Source organism: Flavobacterium flevense (genome assembly GCF_900142775.1).
Taxonomy (GTDB): domain Bacteria; phylum Bacteroidota; class Bacteroidia; order Flavobacteriales; family Flavobacteriaceae; genus Flavobacterium; species Flavobacterium flevense.
In genome coordinates this window covers 127,281-143,217 of record NZ_FRCC01000008.1, presented here as the reverse complement: position 1 = coordinate 143,217, position 15,937 = coordinate 127,281, and the positions used below count along the sequence as shown (strand labels likewise).

Below are 15,937 nucleotides of genomic sequence, written 5' to 3'. Positions count from 1 at the left end.
TGTGGTTTCTAATTTCTTTCTTACCCCTGCCCCTAAAGGGGAAAGAAATTTATAACGTGAGTACTAATCTTGTACGTCGTCATTTTCGGCTCCCTTTAGGGATGGGGAAAAACGAGAATCTCTTTTTCTTGCCTCTTTCTGCAATAAGTTGTAGGTGCTAATTTCTTTCTTACCCCTGCCCCTAAAGGGGAAAGAAATTTATCAGGTGAGTACTAATCTTGTACGTTATCATTTTCGGCTCCCTTTAGGATTGGGGAAAAACGAAAATTTCTTTTTCTTGCCCCTTCCTGCAATAAGTTGTAGGTGCTAATTTCTTTCTTACCCCTGCCCCTAAAGGGGAAAGAAATTTATCAGATGAGTACTAATCTTGTACGTTATCATTTTCGGCTCCCTTTAGGGATGGGAAAACGAAAATTATTCTTTTCTAACTCCTGACTTCCAACTCCTAACTTCTAACTTTCAACTTCTTTTAATTTCTTATTTCCGACATTAATTTCTGACTTCTTTTTCTTATATTTGCAGCATGTTTACAATATTCAAATCCAAGCCGGTTCTAAAAGATTTAATTCCGGATAATCATATTGATATTCACTCTCATCTTTTACCCGGAATAGATGATGGAGCAAAGGTTTTTGAAGATTCATTGCAGTTAATCCGGGCTTTACAAAGCTTTGGAATACAACAATTTATTACCACTCCTCATATTATTCAGCACATTTGGGAAAACACGAAGGAACAGATTATTGTAAATAAAAATAATACCCTAGCCGAACTGAGAAAAAATGATATCCATCTTCCTTTTCAGACTGCAGCAGAATATATGATGGATGATCAATTTGTACGTTTGTTTCAGTCTCAGGATTTACTGACACTGAAAGACAATTACGTTTTAGTAGAAATGTCATACATCAATGCACCTATTCAGTTGTATTCCATTTTATTTGACTTGCAGGTTGCAGGATACATTCCTGTTTTAGCACATCCGGAGCGTTATTTATTTTATCATAAAAATGTGGATGAATATACAAAACTCAAAAAAGCAGGTTGCCTGTTCCAACTCAATTTATTAGCAGTCACGGGCTATTATGGTGATGGTATTACCAAAATCGCGGAACAACTACTCCAAAAAGGAATGTATGATTTTGTAGGTTCCGATGTACATCATGATAATCATATTGCTGCTTTTAATCAAAAAATAAAATTAAAAGACTGGAGTCCGCTGAAAGAAGTTATTGGGAATAATCAGTTTTTTAAATTGGATTAAAATATTTTACCGCAGATTCACAGATTATTTTTTATAATCTTTGGGGATAAACTTTGCGGTTAAAACGCCACGAATTGCTTCGCCTGTTCGCTATCGCTCGGGTCACAAATTAAAATATTTTTACCGCTAATTGCTTCGCCTGTTCGCTATCGCTCGGGTCGCAGATTATTTTTATAATCTTTGGGGATAAACTTTGCGGTTAAAATCGCAATGAATTGCTTTGCCTGTTCGCTATCGCTCGGGTCACGAATTATTTTAAATCTTTGTGGTTAAACTTTGTGACTTATGTGTTAAAAAATTACCGCAGATTAACAGATTATTTTTTATAATCTTAGGGGTTAAACTTTGCAGTTAAAATCGCCACGAATTGCTTCACCAGTTCGCTATCGTTCGGGTTCGGAATTATTTTAAAATCTTTGTGGTTGAATATCTTACCGCAGATTGCTTTGTCTGTTCGCTATCACTCGGGTAGCAGATTTTCTTTTAATCTTGCATATAGCTGCAATCATTTTCACTATATAAGTAAGTTTTTATTGCGATTAATTAAATTCTTTATTCTTTATTCTTTATTCTTTATTCTTTATTCTTTATTCTTTATTCTTTATTCTTATTTATCCAATGCTTCATAAGTAGAATTCATACTTTTGAACTCAGGCACAATTTTTTTCATTTTAGATACAATAGCGTCTTTTTTATGAAAATTAGCAATGGTAATCAATTCTTCAATTTCATCATGAAGGACTTCAAACTCTTCCTGAATTTCTTCGGCGATCATAATTTTGTGATGATGAGTCGGAATTGTTTTGGAAGTATCGTTCAGTAATTCTTCGTATAATTTTTCTCCTGGTCGTAAGCCTACAATCTTAATTTTGATATCCTGATCCGGTATAAATCCGGCCAGTTTGATCATTTTTCGAGCTAAATCAATAATTTTGACCGGTTTCCCCATGTCAAAAATATAAATCTCACCTCCTTTACCCATAGCTCCTGCTTCTAACACCAGCTGACAGGCCTCGGGTATCGTCATAAAATATCGGATAATCTCAGGATGCGTAATGGTGATAGGTCCTCCGGCTGCAATTTGTTTGGTAAACAAAGGCACTACAGATCCATTAGAACCTAAAACATTTCCAAAACGGGTTGTAATAAATTTAGTGCTTTTTGCATCTCTCTCTGCATTCGCTTTTAGCTGTAAAGACTGAACGTACTTTTCGGCGATGCGCTTGCTCGCTCCCATAACATTACTGGGATTAACCGCTTTATCAGTTGAAACCATGACGAAATTCTTTACCTTAAACATACACGATAAATCGGCTATGTTTTTAGTACCCTCTACATTTGTCAAAATAGCCTGAGAAGGATTCTCTTCCATTAAAGGGACATGCTTATAAGCAGCTGCATGGAATACTACTTCCGGTTTATGGTTTTTAAAGACGGAATTCATCATGTCTTTATTTCGTATATCAGCAACTACAGTAATTATTTTTTCGTCAGCCCCCAGATTTATCAATTCCAGACTTAAATTATGCAGCGGCGTTTCTGCCTGATCTAAAGCGATAATCGTTTTTGGTTTAAAAAGCAATACCTGTCTGACAATTTCGCTGCCTATAGAACCTGCGGCTCCTGTTATCAGAATGGTTTTATCTTTTAATTGTTTAGAAATAGCTTTACCATCGAGCACAATTGGTTTTCTGTCCAATAAGTCTTCAATCTGGATGCTCTTTACCTTTTGGGAAATTTCTTTTTGGTTCTCCCAGTCGGTAATTAAAGGGACAATATATACTTTATAATTAAATTCTAAACATTGTTCTACTATTACCAAACGCTCTTCTTTAGACAAACTTTTATCGGCAATAATGACCCCTTCAGCATTTACAGAACGCATGAGTGTAGGCAATTTTTTCTTTAAAATTAAAATAGGTAAATCCATCATTCTCTTCGAAGAATTTTGGCTGTTCTTATCAACAAAACCTACAATTTTAAATCGGCTGGGAACTTCAAGTTTTAAAGCCTTAGCTACAGAAAGTGCATTAGCATCTGTTCCGTAAATTAAAGTGCGAGGTAATTTTAAGTCGTTTTTTTCAGAAAAAAAGTGTTCGAAAACCTGTTTTACAACTACCCGATACAGAAACAGTCCACAAAAAGAAAGCACCATATTTATAAAAAGTGCTGTGTTTAAATAAATTTTGTATCCGTATGAAAACTCAAATACAGAATTTAAAACAACGAAAAAAACAAGTACTGAAATTTGGGAAAAAAGAAGTTTGATGGCATCTGTATAAGAAGAATGCCTGATAATTCCTGAATATGTCCTGAATATCCAGAATGAAAGTACATTTATTCCTAACAAAAAACAGATGTAAGGTGCTTTATTCTCAAAGAATATATAATGTAAGCCAACTCCGTTAATGATAAGTTTGGTAAATAGAAAACTAATAATCAAGACCATCAAGTCTATTCCTACCACAATCCATCTTGGCAGATAACTTAAATTGCGGACAGTAGACAACAAATCTTTTCTGGAAAGAAAGTTCAAAAACATACTTGTTACATCCTGTTTGGTATACTTATTCAAAATATCTTCTTTTTATTACTTTTTCAACAGCAAAAATAGCACATAAAAACATTTAAAAAGTTTTTTTTATGCTACTTCTTTAAATAAAGCTAAAATTACTGTTTTTATTCTCTCACATTCTTCTTTAGAAAGATTAGAACCGGAAGGCAAACACAATCCATTTTCAAAAAGCTTACTGGCAATATTTCCGCCATAATAAGGGAACTTTTTAAAAAGTGGCTGTAAATGCATCGGTTTCATAACCGGACGGGATTCTATATTCTCTTCCAGTAATGCCAGTCTTACATCTTCTCTGGATATTCCTCTAGTTAAACTTGTTTCGATCACTATGGTTGTTAACCAGTAATTAGAACAATAATCATCCGTAGGTGCATCAAAAACAGTTACCCCGGTAATATCCTTAAACAAATTTATATAAAATTGATGTATCTTTTTTCGTAAAGCTAAATTTATATTCAGCACTTCCATTTGTCCCCGGCCAATACCGGCACTAATGTTACTCATTCTGTAATTATAACCTATTTCGGAATGCTGATAATGAGGCACTCCTTTATCCTGTGATTGTGTGGCTAAAAATAGCGCTTTTTCTTTTAAACTCTTTTCCTTTGTGATTATTACTCCACCTCCTGAAGTGGTTATTATTTTACTTCCGTTAAAGGAAAAAACAGCAATATCTCCAAAAGTACCGCACTTTTTCCCTTTATAAGTACTCCCTAAAGCTTCTGCACTATCCTCTAAAATTGGAATTGAATATTTGTCAGCAACGGTTCTGACAGCTTCAACCTGATAAGGCATTCCGTATAAATCTACCGCTATGATTGCTTTTGGTTTTTTCCCCTTACTAATTCGGTCAACAATAGCTTCTTCTAACGCTATTGGACACAGATTCCAAGTCTCCAATTCACTGTCTATAAACACAGGAATTGCTTTCAGATACAAAATAGGATTTGCGGAAGCAGAAAAGGTAAGCGATTGGCAAATAACCTCATCTCCGGCTTGTACACCTAAAAGTACTAATCCCAAATGGATCGCTGCAGTTCCCGAATTCAATAGCGTAACCTGGGCCGATGATTGTAAATACTGCTCTAAATCCTGCTCTAACTCAAGAAGATTATTCCCTACAGGAGCAATCCAGTTGGTATCAAATGCCTGTTGAATGTATTTGATTTCATTTCCTCCCATATGAGGAGTCGAGAGCCAGATCTTTTTTTTATTCACATTTAAAATCAAAATAAATTAAGAATTATTCAAAACCATCCGGCGAACAATCAACTGACGGCAAATCATGTAAATAATGGACAAAATGATTAAAATTCCAATAGCTATAGTCAGCGTCAGCTTTCCATTGGCATAACTATAAACAAGAAAAATATTCAATCCCATTTGGAATACTGCATAAATACAGGAAACTAAAATATGAGACAGTCCCATTTCGTTAGCCAAATATTGGTACAAATGGGAACGGTGCGGTTGAAATATATTCTCTCTTTTTTTTATACGGGTTAAGATGGTAATTCCGGCATCAATACCGTAAACAGAAAAAAACAAAATAAAAGCCGGTTGTCCGGACTCTATAATTGTTTTTATCATAAAATAACCTAAAAAAAGCGCCATACTAATACTACCGACATCTCCGGCAAAGGTTTTGGCTTTTTTTCGAATATTAAAAATTCCGAACACTATACAGGATAAAGCCATGGTGATTAATAATGGCAAATAATCCTGATTAAATTCCAGTAATGAAAACCCTGCAATCGCTGAAAGTGCATACAATACCGTAATACCGTTGATACCATCCATAAAATTAAATGCGTTTACCCAACCAATGAGTAACACCAAAAGTATTGGGAGTAACCACAGTGGTTCTGAAAATAAATTTAATTCATAGAAAATCAAAACAGCTGCTATGACATGCGAAAGAAACCGTGGCAGCTGAGATAACGGTTTGATATCGTCTATAAAACTGACTACTGCTACTAACACCACTGCAAGCATTACTGACCAGTCAACATATCCCATTAAAAAGGCGATAATGATAGCAATAGGAAAAATGATTCCTCCACCACGCAAAGTAATGGAAGTATGAGACGACCGACTGTTGGGTTTGTCTATAATATTGTATTGATCTGCTATTTTAAAATAAAGCAGCTCCAAAACTAAAAACAATAAAAATAATATAAGGTATTGCATACTAAAAATGAATAGGGTTTTTCCGTTTTAACGAAAATTGATAACTTACAAGCAACAACTAAAAGCTAATATGTTTTATGCTTTAACAAGCTTAAAAGATAGTCACCATATCCTGATTTCTTTAAAGGTTCGGCTAAATCTTTTAGTTGTTGTGTGCTAATAAATCCCTGTCTCCAAGCAATTTCTTCGATGCAACCCACTTTCAAACCCTGACGCTCTTCCAGCACCTGAACAAATTGTCCTGCCTGCATCAGGCTGTTAAAAGTTCCTGTATCCAGCCAGGCTGTCCCTCTGCTTAAAATACCTACTTTTAACTTTCCTTTTTCTAAATATACTTTATTCACATCGGTGATTTCATATTCACCACGTGCACTTGGTTTGATATTCTTAGCTATTTCCACCACTGAATTATCATAAAAATACAATCCCGGTACAGCGTAATTTGACTTAGGTTCTAATGGCTTTTCTTCGATAGAAATAGCCGTTAAGTCTTTATCAAATTCTACTACGCCATAGCGTTCCGGATCGGAAACATGGTATGCAAATACTACCCCTCCATCCGGATTTCTATTCGATTGTAATAATTGGTGCATATTAGATCCAAAGAAAATATTATCTCCTAAAACCAGTGCCACACTGTCCTCTCCAATAAATTCTTCTCCAATTACAAAAGCCTGAGCCAAACCATTAGGTACAGCCTGCTCGGCATACGTAAATTGGCAGCCGATGTTAGAACCATCCCCCAATAATTTTTTAAAATTAGGCAAATCATGTGGTGTAGAAATAATCAAAACCTCATTAATCCCAGCCATCATCAATGTTGACAAAGGATAATAAATCATAGGTTTATCATAAACAGGCATCATTTGTTTACTCATGGCCAGTGTTAACGGATGCAAACGGGTACCGGATCCACCGGCTAATATAATTCCTTTCATAGTTTTTTATTTTACAAATTGACACGAATTAAAACGAATCAATGCGAATTTATAATCCTTTTGTACATTAGTGAAGACGTACCAAAATTGATTAGCAATCCTAATTCTGTCTTTGTGCATTTTAAATAATTTCTCAGTTGTGCATAAAAGATGTCCGGAATGTGGGACACAGCTTTTATCTCTAAAATAATAGCATCATAACAAACAAAATCAGCTCCATATTGTTTTTTCAACTTTTGATTGTCATAATATAATTCTAATTTTACTTGTCTACTAAAAGGAATTTGTTGAGCTTGAAATTCTTTTTCTAATGCTTCTTCATAAACTGCTTCCAAAAAACCAGCACCTAATGAACGATGCACTTTCATACAGGCACCAATAATTTTAAAGCTCTCTTCCTTAAAAACTATTTTCCCATCTGAATCCATTCGTACAATTCGCTTTTTAATTCGTTTAAAATTCTTGTTAAGAATATTGTTTCTCATAATAGGACGCATAAGCACCTGAAGTTACATTATTCAGCCAGGTTTGATTTTCCAGATACCAATTAATAGTTCTTTCTAATCCCTGTTCAAAAGTAACGGAAGGTTTCCACCCCAACTCCTTGTTTATTTTATTTGCATCTATCGCATAACGCAAATCATGACCCGGACGGTCTTTGACATATGAAATCAATTGCTCTGAAGTGCCTGCTGCTCTTCCTAGTTTTTCATCCATGATTTTGCAAAGCAACTTCACCAAATCAATGTTCTGCCATTCATTAAAACCGCCAATATTATACGTATCATGGTTTGTACCTTCATGAAAAACCAAATCAATCGCCACGGCATGATCTTCTACAAAAAGCCAGTCACGCGTATATTTTCCATCCCCATAAACAGGTAAAGGTTTATTATGAATGATATTGTTGATGAATAACGGAATCAGTTTTTCAGGAAAATGAAACGGACCGTAATTATTCGAACAATTCGTCAGCACATACGGTAATCCGTAAGTCTCACCATAAGCTCTTACAAAATGATCTGAACTGGCTTTAGAAGCCGAATAAGGTGAATTAGGATCATAAGCGGTTGTTTCGGTAAACAATCCTTCAGCTCCTAAACTTCCATAAACCTCATCAGTACTAATATGGTAAAAACGCTTGCCTTCGTAATTTCCATTCCAGATAGCTTTAGCAGCATTCAGCAAGTTCACAGTTCCGATAACGTTTGTTTTTACAAAAGCTAACGGATCAGTTATCGAACGATCTACATGTGATTCAGCTGCTAAATGTAATACGCCGTCAAACTGATGTTCAGCAAACAAGGCATCTATAAAAGGAGCATCCGTAATATCCCCTTTGATAAAAGTATAATTAGGTGCTTTTTCAATATCAGCTATATTTTCTAAATTTCCGGCATAAGTCAATGCATCCAGATTAAAAATCTGATAGTCCGGATATTGATTTACAAATCGTCTCACAACATGCGAACCGATAAATCCGGCACCACCTGTAATTACTATTTTTTTCATTTATTTTTTTGTTTTTCGAATTAATTCGAATTGACACGAATTAATCCTAATTTTTTAAATTAATTATTCTTTTATAAGTTAATGAGGTCGTACCAAAATTAATCAACATACCTAACTCCATTTGTGTACATTTCAAATAATTTTTCAACTGTGCATAAAAAATATCCGGAATATGAGTTACCGCTTTTATTTCTAAAATAATACTATCATAACAGACAAAATCAGCTCGATAATACTTATTCAATTTCTGATTATCATAATATAATTCTAATTTCAGCTGCCTTTTAAAAGGAATATTTTGGATTAGAAATTCTTTCATTAAGGCTTCCTCATATACTGCCTCCAGAAATCCAGCTCCTAACGAACGATGCACTTTCATACATGCTCCAATAATTTTAAAGCTTTCTTCTTTGTAAAGAATTTTATTATTGGAATCCATTCGTATAATTCGTTTTAATTCGCTTTAATTCGTAATAAATCCATGCAGGTTTTCAAACTTTCCTTATAGTCAGGAACTTCAACACCAAAAGTTGTTTTGATTTTAGTCTTATCCAGTAAAGAGTATTGTGGACGTTTGGCTGGTGTAGGGTAAGCAGATGATGGGATACCACTGATCGCACAGTCAAAACCACCAATTTCCTGAATGGCCAATGCAAATTCGTACCAACTGATTTCGCCTTCGTTAGAGAAATTATAAATGCCGGCTTGCCAGTTTTTGTGTATCAATATGGTCATAATCGCCCTTGCCAGATCAGCTGCATACGTAGGACTTCCTATCTGGTCGTTCACCACATTTAAGCTGTCGCGTTCCTGCATCAGGCGGGACATTGTTTTTACAAAGTTGTTACCAAAACTGGAATACACCCACGAAGTTCTGATAATAATAGCATTGGGATTGTTTTGTAAGCAAATCTGTTCACCCGCTAATTTCGTAACTCCGTAAACATTAATCGGATTAGGTAATGCCGTTTCAGTCAGTGCTGTTGATGCGGTGCCATCAAACACATAATCCGTAGAAACATGAATCATTCGGCAATTGTTGGCATGGCTCCATTTGGCCAAAACAGCTACCGAACGATGATTCAGCACATCCGATAATTCCGTTTCCGTTTCTGCTTTATCCACAGCAGTATGTGCCGCACAATTAATAATAATCTTTGGATTAATGGTATTTAATGCAATTTCTAAATTTTCAAGATCACACAAATCCAGTTCCTGATAATCCGTAAAAACCCATTCAAACTGCGTATATACTTTTGACAAAACCCGCAATTCAGAGCCTAACTGACCATTTCCTCCTGTTATAAGTATTTTTTTCATTTTTTTCTTTTCTAATTTTACGAATTAACACGAATTGAAACGAATTAACCCAAATTACATTCTTTTTTGTTTTCCGCAACTATCCGAAGCTTGCATTTTCAAACCGTGACAATTTGTCTCGATTTCATTTCCTTGATGTTTCAATCTTTGTTTCAATTTACGCCAATATGCAGAAGGATCAACTCTTTGAGTTAAAATCATTATGGTATCCACAATAGAGAAATACCATTTTTATTCTTCCATATCCCAAAGGGTATGTATCTTTTTATCTTCAAACAACTGTATTTCATAATCGAAATTTTTAACGATTTTTAATACCGATTTATTCATCAACTATAAATCATATCCAACTTATAAAATATAGATAAAAACAAAACTCATAACCCACAACTGACAACCCAATATAAAGCTAATTCTCGATGTAGATTAGATAAATTCGTCATAATTCGTGACAATTCGTATTTTAAAACTCCCAGTCAATATCGTTAAAAGCTGACAATACTACATCTTTTTCAGATACAATAACTTCATCAGGACTTACTTTCCAATCAATATTTAGAACTGGGTCATCGTAGCGAATTCCCCTTTCACTGTCTTTGTGATATACCTGATCTACTTTATACAATACCGATGCCGTTTCACTCAACACCGAAAAACCATGGGCAAAACCATGAGGCACCATCAATTGTTTTTTATTTTCGGCACTCAGCACCACGCTTACATGCTGCCCGTATGTTGGAGAATTTTTTCGCAAATCAACAGCTACATCCAGAATCTCTCCTTCTAAAACACGTACTAATTTTGCCTGTGCAAAAGGATTAATTTGTAAATGCAAACCACGGATTACGCCTCTTTTAGAAAAAGACTGATTGTCCTGAATGAAATTGTAATGGATTCCGTTTTCTGCAAATTTCGCCTGATTGTAGGCTTCAAAAAAATAACCGCGTTCGTCAGGAAACACGGTTGGGTTAATGATAACTAAATCTTGTATGGCAGTTTTTTCAATTGTCATATTTATTTTTGTTTAAAAGATTCAAATGTTTTTAATAATCCTGCCTTAGCATCTATAGGCAAAGGTTTTCCTATTGCAGCTACAATCTTTTGATTACTAACCATATAACTTTCTGTTAATTTTTGCAATCGTTCCGAATTAAGTGGCAATTTTAATACATCCCCAACTGATGCTATTTTCTTAATTAAAGATGTTGGAATTTTCAAAATTTTATTCCGTTTTCCTAAACTTTCCCCCAACAATTCAATTAATTCATTGGTTGACAAAAATTCATCATCAGCCACATTATAAATACCTGAAGAAATACTTTTATTTTGCAATAATTCCTTAATCACAAAACACAAATTTTCAATACTTGAAAAAGAACGCTGATTTTCGAAAGCTCCCAAAGGCCAAGGCAAGCCTTTTGCCACCAATTGATACAATAAATTCAAATTCCCTTTATTACCTGGACCATGAATCATACATGGTCTAATAATGAAAACCCTTTTACCTTCAGGTAAGTTTTTAGATAAAATATACTCTTCTGCTTGCAATTTAGATTTCCCGTATGGTGTTTTGGGACTTCCAACAACGTCTTCATTTAAAATACTGGAAACCTCATCAGCAACAGCTTTTACACTGCTGAAATAAATAAAATCTTGAATATCACTTTGTAAAAAAGCATCAAACAAATCTTTAGTTAAATCTGTATTTATATTAAAATATTCAGACGCATCACTTGTTTTTTTAGTATCATGAGCCTTACCTGCTAAGTGTATAATTGCATCACCATCTAAAACTCCTTTCCAAGTCGAATTTCTTAAAGAAACGGCATCTACACTAAATAATTTTTCAGATAGATAACTAGAAAGATTCTGTCCTACAAAACCCGAAATTCCAGTAATTATAACTTTCATTCTAATAAGCTTATTTATTTTAATAAAGATTTGTAAAATTTATTTTGTAATGAATATATCACATCTGCAGAAAAATACTTTATCACTCTTTCTCTCGCGTTACTTTTTAGTCTCTGAAGATATTCCTTATCTTCATAAAACTTTATCATTGTTTCAGAAAATTTATCCGTATCTTTTAATGGCACTAAAACTCCTGAATATCCATTTTCTATCGAATCAGATAAACCAACAATGTCAAACCCAATTGAAGGCACCTCTAACGCTGCTGCTTCTATAACAATTGTACCAAATCCTTCACTACTGCTTGGTAAACATAATACATCACTAACAGCAAGGTATCTTTCATGGTTTTTCACAATGTCTAAATTGATAATCTTACTACTAATATTCTGATGTTCTGCCAAAAGCACATCTAAATAACCGTTTGACTCATCAGGACCTATGAAAAGTAGTTTTACATTAGGTAAATGCGCAACTTTTGCAAAACTTTCTATTAATTCTTTAATTCCTTTTACAATAGATTTTCTAGCTAAAAATACATATACAAAATCATTTTCATCTATTCCAAGTTCAGATCGTAGTGCATTTCTTTTTTTAACAAGATCAACATCAAATACATCTAAGTTTACTCCCGATAAAGATCCTTTACCTATATACTCTATAGGTTTCCCTTTTACTAAAAAACCGTTATCTGCTAAAAAATTGGATTGAGATGGACTATCAGTAAGACAAGAAGTTGCTGTATTAAAAATTAATTTATCAATGAATTTATAAAATTTTCTGGAAAACCCCTCCTTTGTTGCCCAAACTTGCCCTGTAAAAGTATGAATACGAATTGGGACAAATGAAAGCAATCCAGCTACAGGAGCTAACAATCCAGCTTTAGGCATTATAGAGTGAATAATTTCTGGCTTAATTTTAAAACAAATTATTATTAATTTTATTAACGCTATCAGGTCGTAAAAAATCGATGTTTTTCTTACTATCTCGTTATCTATAAAAACTACATATGGATATTGGTTTTTAAACCTACTTACGCCATTTCCAACAATAAATAATTCATAGTCATCCTTAGATCTTTCTATAAAATTATTCAAATGCCATGGAACTACTTCTGCCTGCGTAACAACTCTCAATAATTTAATCTTTCGATTAAACTTACTTTCCATATTATATTTTTTAATTATTTTTTTTTTTAGAAATGAACTATTTTTCAATTTTTATTATACGCTTACAACATTTTCATGTCTAAGTCCATTATTTAATTTAATCTATTATTTTTCCCACACTAGTTATTAAAATAAGGAAGTTTTTATTTCATTCAATATTTTGCTTAACTCTTTTCTCTGTTCGATTGTAAGTGAATTATTTCTTCTTTTTGTAATATAGTGATGAATATTCAATAACCCTGTTAATTCAATTATAAAGGTTTTTAAATATGTTTTCAAAAGTTCTTTCTTAAGTTCTTTTTTTGAAAAAATACCCGGCCCGTAAGTCCTCAGAATTTTTCTTACGGTCTTAACACTTTGAACATAATTTCGAATATTTACTTTTCCTTCTCTAACAATATATAGAGGTTCTTTTACCCTCGCAAATTTGGAATATTTATAAGTTCTTAGCCATAATTCTCTATCTTCTGCACGAACATAGATTTTATCATATTGGTTATTAAGAAACCATTCTTTTTTTCCAATAATACTAGCGTGTAAAAGCATCGCATTATTAATAATGAATTTTTCATCATATTTTATAGCGACAAGTCCTCTAATTCCTGCAGGTTCACCTTCTTCATCTATCGAATAAGCTCCTGTATCAACCAAATCTAATTTATCATCATTTAAAAAAAACGCCATTTGCTTTTCAATCCTCTGTGGATGCATTAAATCATCAGCATCCATCCTTGCAATATAATTACCCTGAGCTAAAGATGGCGATTGATTTAATCGATAAACTAGTCCTCTATTATTTCCATCACTAACAACTCTAACCCTTTTATCTTTTATGCTGTTTGCTATTTCCAAACTCTTATCTGTAGATCCATCATTCAATAATATCAACTCCCAATTCTTATATGTTTGTATAAAAACGGATTTTATTGTATCCAATAATGTAGCTTCATTATTATAAAAAGGAACTACTACACTTACTAAAGGTTCTTTCATCAATATTTCCTTTATTTTAATTAAAACTTAATTCCTTTTCTTAACATATTTAAGGACCTCATTTTTATGGCAAAAGATCCGAAAATTAAAGATCTAAATAGAAAACTAAAAGCTTCTTTTGCCTGAGAATTATTAACCAAAATCCAACCCGTTTGATAGTTTAAAGCTGCTGAAATTTTATTTTTAAAGCTCCGATTTACATCTTGATTAATAAATTCTGTATAAAGAGCTCTAAATCTATTAATTTGCCTTTGATCATGTAATGTTAAATTATCACCGCCGATAAAATAAAATCCCAAAACTTCTGGTATGTACTTGAAGCGGGCATTAGATTTTGCAATTCTTATCCACAAATGAAAATCCTCGAGACCAACTATATCCTTATTGGTACTAAAGCCTTTTGCTTCTACTAAAAATGATTTTCTTACACAGGTTGATGATGTTGGAATTGCATTAAGATTGCAAAGTAAATCTCTGTAAGGATTCGTAGTATTTAAATTTCTGGAAGTATTTCTTCTGATAATATTACCATTTTGAATAACATTTAAATCATGATATAAAAAGTCAAATTCCTCTAAATCTAACTTGGAAATAAATTCCAATCTGTTTTCTGAATACCAATCATCAGAATCCAAAAAACAAATCCAATTTGCCTGCGAGTTTTCAATTCCAACATTTCTAGGCCCTGCCGGCCCTCCTGTGTTTTCATTGTAAAAGTATTTCAAATTTAATATGTCTTTAAAATCTTCAACAATATCTTTAGTATGGTCTGTTGAACCATCATCACATACTAAAACCTCAAAATTTTTATAGGTCTGTTTTTCCAGAGAAACAAGACATCTTTTTAAATCATCTGCTCTGTTGTGAGTTGGTATTACAATGGTAAATAAATATTGGTTATTCATTATGTTTATTTAAATCTAATTCTAGATAATTTGTTTATAAATTATTTAACATCTCATTATTCTTAAATTTCGTCGACATAAAGTATCCGCCTAAAAGTTGACCCGGTAACGAGTAAATCGCTCCATAATGTATAGCTCCAATCAAAAAAACTAAAATTGGAATATAATTATAGCGATTGGTTTTGAATATAAAAATTAAGACGGTCAAATACAATCCAACATATCCTGTACACTCAAACAAATTTAACCATGCAAAGTCACTCCATATCACAAGGTCTTTTGCATCTTCAAATGTTCTTCCAATATAGAATTGATTAGGTGCAGACTTTAGAGTGTATATGACATCTTCTATTTGGGTGGCTTTAAAATCATATAGGAATTCAAGGTAGAATGCTGAAATTTTATCTAATCCATCAAGAGATCCTATATCTAATACAAAAATTAAATAATATATAAAAAACATTGTACTAAAAGAACAGATTGCTGAGATTTTACCTTTGAAAGGTCCTATTTTATAAACTATGAACATAAGTAATAATGCGTATCCAGTACCCGATCCCAAAATAATGACGGTAAAAATACTAAATGCTAAAAGCTTATTTGATTTTTCTATATACTGATCTTTAGATAACCCAAATACATAAAAAATCAAGACCATTACCAAGGTACTTGTTATCGTAGAACTTGTTCCAATACTATAAGGTCTTTGATAAAAACCTAAAATTTTTGTTTCAGCTAAAAAATCACCCATTCCGTCCTTTGGGTAATTTGGTAAATTTTGGACTGGTAATATGGTATTAATTAAAAAAGCCTCTAAAAAAATAAAAAAACAAATTATCCATAACAGCTTATCTAGCTTTAAAGAAGTTTTGATATTATTAAAAAATAAGTAGAAAACATAAAATCCAAAATAATATCGAAATAAAATTGTACACGCTTTTAGCTCAGATTGCTGTGCCTTAAACAAAAACCAAAGAACAATCACTGATAAAAAAAACAAATCCTGAATTTTAAATTTTAAATTCGTTATCTTAATAAGCAAAAAGCCAATTGCTAATATATAAGCCGGCACACTTGTTCCCAGTAGTGGAAGCAAAAATAATGAATACAAAAAATATTCATTCAGATTTTGCTTTGTAAAAATTATATTTCTCAATTTA

General features: G+C 33.0%; 15 protein-coding genes. 1 reads left to right on the top strand and 14 read right to left on the bottom strand.

What is annotated here, in order from left to right:
- The first annotated feature begins 523 nt into the window (after positions 1 to 523).
- Positions 524 to 1,264, top strand: coding sequence for a tyrosine-protein phosphatase (locus BUB89_RS13880; RefSeq protein ID WP_073246033.1), 741 nt, complete (start codon positions 524 to 526; stop codon positions 1,262 to 1,264).
- A 607-nt stretch (positions 1,265 to 1,871) separates the two neighbouring features.
- On the opposite strand, the gene BUB89_RS13875 is transcribed toward BUB89_RS13880, so the two are convergent.
- The 14 genes from BUB89_RS13875 to BUB89_RS13810 form a co-directional block, all read right to left on the bottom strand.
- On the bottom strand, positions 1,872 to 3,806 hold the full coding sequence (locus BUB89_RS13875; RefSeq protein ID WP_073246031.1) for a polysaccharide biosynthesis protein: 1,935 nt from the start codon (positions 3,804 to 3,806) through the stop codon (positions 1,872 to 1,874).
- 99 nt (positions 3,807 to 3,905) lie between these two features.
- Complete coding sequence (locus BUB89_RS13870; RefSeq protein ID WP_141384556.1) at positions 3,906 to 5,057, bottom strand: DegT/DnrJ/EryC1/StrS family aminotransferase; 1,152 nt, start codon at positions 5,055 to 5,057, stop codon at positions 3,906 to 3,908.
- 18 nt (positions 5,058 to 5,075) lie between these two features.
- Positions 5,076 to 6,029: an MraY family glycosyltransferase gene (locus BUB89_RS13865; RefSeq protein ID WP_073246029.1), complete on the bottom strand. Its 954-nt coding sequence runs from the start codon at positions 6,027 to 6,029 to the stop codon at positions 5,076 to 5,078.
- Positions 6,030 to 6,094: 65 nt separating this feature from the next.
- Positions 6,095 to 6,967 carry a glucose-1-phosphate thymidylyltransferase RfbA gene (gene rfbA, locus BUB89_RS13860; protein ID WP_073246027.1) on the bottom strand — a complete coding sequence of 291 codons (873 nt, stop codon included), beginning with the start codon at positions 6,965 to 6,967 and terminating at the stop codon, positions 6,095 to 6,097.
- Positions 6,968 to 7,005: 38 nt separating this feature from the next.
- Positions 7,006 to 7,395, bottom strand: coding sequence for a GxxExxY protein (locus BUB89_RS13855; RefSeq protein ID WP_073246150.1), 390 nt, complete (start codon positions 7,393 to 7,395; stop codon positions 7,006 to 7,008).
- A gap of 37 nt (positions 7,396 to 7,432) precedes the next feature.
- Positions 7,433 to 8,479: a dTDP-glucose 4,6-dehydratase gene (gene rfbB, locus BUB89_RS13850; RefSeq protein WP_073246025.1), complete on the bottom strand. Its 1,047-nt coding sequence runs from the start codon at positions 8,477 to 8,479 to the stop codon at positions 7,433 to 7,435.
- A gap of 46 nt (positions 8,480 to 8,525) precedes the next feature.
- Positions 8,526 to 8,918, bottom strand: a complete 393-nt coding sequence (locus BUB89_RS13845) for a GxxExxY protein (RefSeq protein WP_073246024.1) — start codon at positions 8,916 to 8,918, stop codon at positions 8,526 to 8,528.
- A gap of 14 nt (positions 8,919 to 8,932) precedes the next feature.
- Positions 8,933 to 9,799, bottom strand: coding sequence for a dTDP-4-dehydrorhamnose reductase (gene rfbD, locus BUB89_RS13840; protein ID WP_073246023.1), 867 nt, complete (start codon positions 9,797 to 9,799; stop codon positions 8,933 to 8,935).
- A 463-nt stretch (positions 9,800 to 10,262) separates the two neighbouring features.
- On the bottom strand, positions 10,263 to 10,811 hold the full coding sequence (gene rfbC / locus BUB89_RS13835) for a dTDP-4-dehydrorhamnose 3,5-epimerase (RefSeq protein ID WP_073246022.1): 549 nt from the start codon (positions 10,809 to 10,811) through the stop codon (positions 10,263 to 10,265).
- Positions 10,812 to 10,813: 2 nt separating this feature from the next.
- Positions 10,814 to 11,710, bottom strand: coding sequence for an NAD-dependent epimerase/dehydratase family protein (locus BUB89_RS13830; RefSeq protein WP_073246021.1), 897 nt, complete (start codon positions 11,708 to 11,710; stop codon positions 10,814 to 10,816).
- Positions 11,711 to 11,724: 14 nt separating this feature from the next.
- On the bottom strand, positions 11,725 to 12,879 hold the full coding sequence (locus tag BUB89_RS13825) for a glycosyltransferase (protein WP_141384559.1): 1,155 nt from the start codon (positions 12,877 to 12,879) through the stop codon (positions 11,725 to 11,727).
- Between the two features lie 126 nt (positions 12,880 to 13,005).
- Positions 13,006 to 13,872, bottom strand: a complete 867-nt coding sequence (locus tag BUB89_RS13820; RefSeq protein WP_073246018.1) for a glycosyltransferase family 2 protein — start codon at positions 13,870 to 13,872, stop codon at positions 13,006 to 13,008.
- 20 nt (positions 13,873 to 13,892) lie between these two features.
- A complete protein-coding gene (locus BUB89_RS13815; protein ID WP_073246016.1) occupies positions 13,893 to 14,777 on the bottom strand; it encodes a glycosyltransferase family 2 protein in 885 nt (294 codons plus the stop codon).
- A gap of 34 nt (positions 14,778 to 14,811) precedes the next feature.
- Positions 14,812 to 15,933 carry a hypothetical protein gene (locus tag BUB89_RS13810; protein WP_141384561.1) on the bottom strand — a complete coding sequence of 374 codons (1,122 nt, stop codon included), beginning with the start codon at positions 15,931 to 15,933 and terminating at the stop codon, positions 14,812 to 14,814.
- Positions 15,934 to 15,937 lie beyond the last annotated feature (4 nt).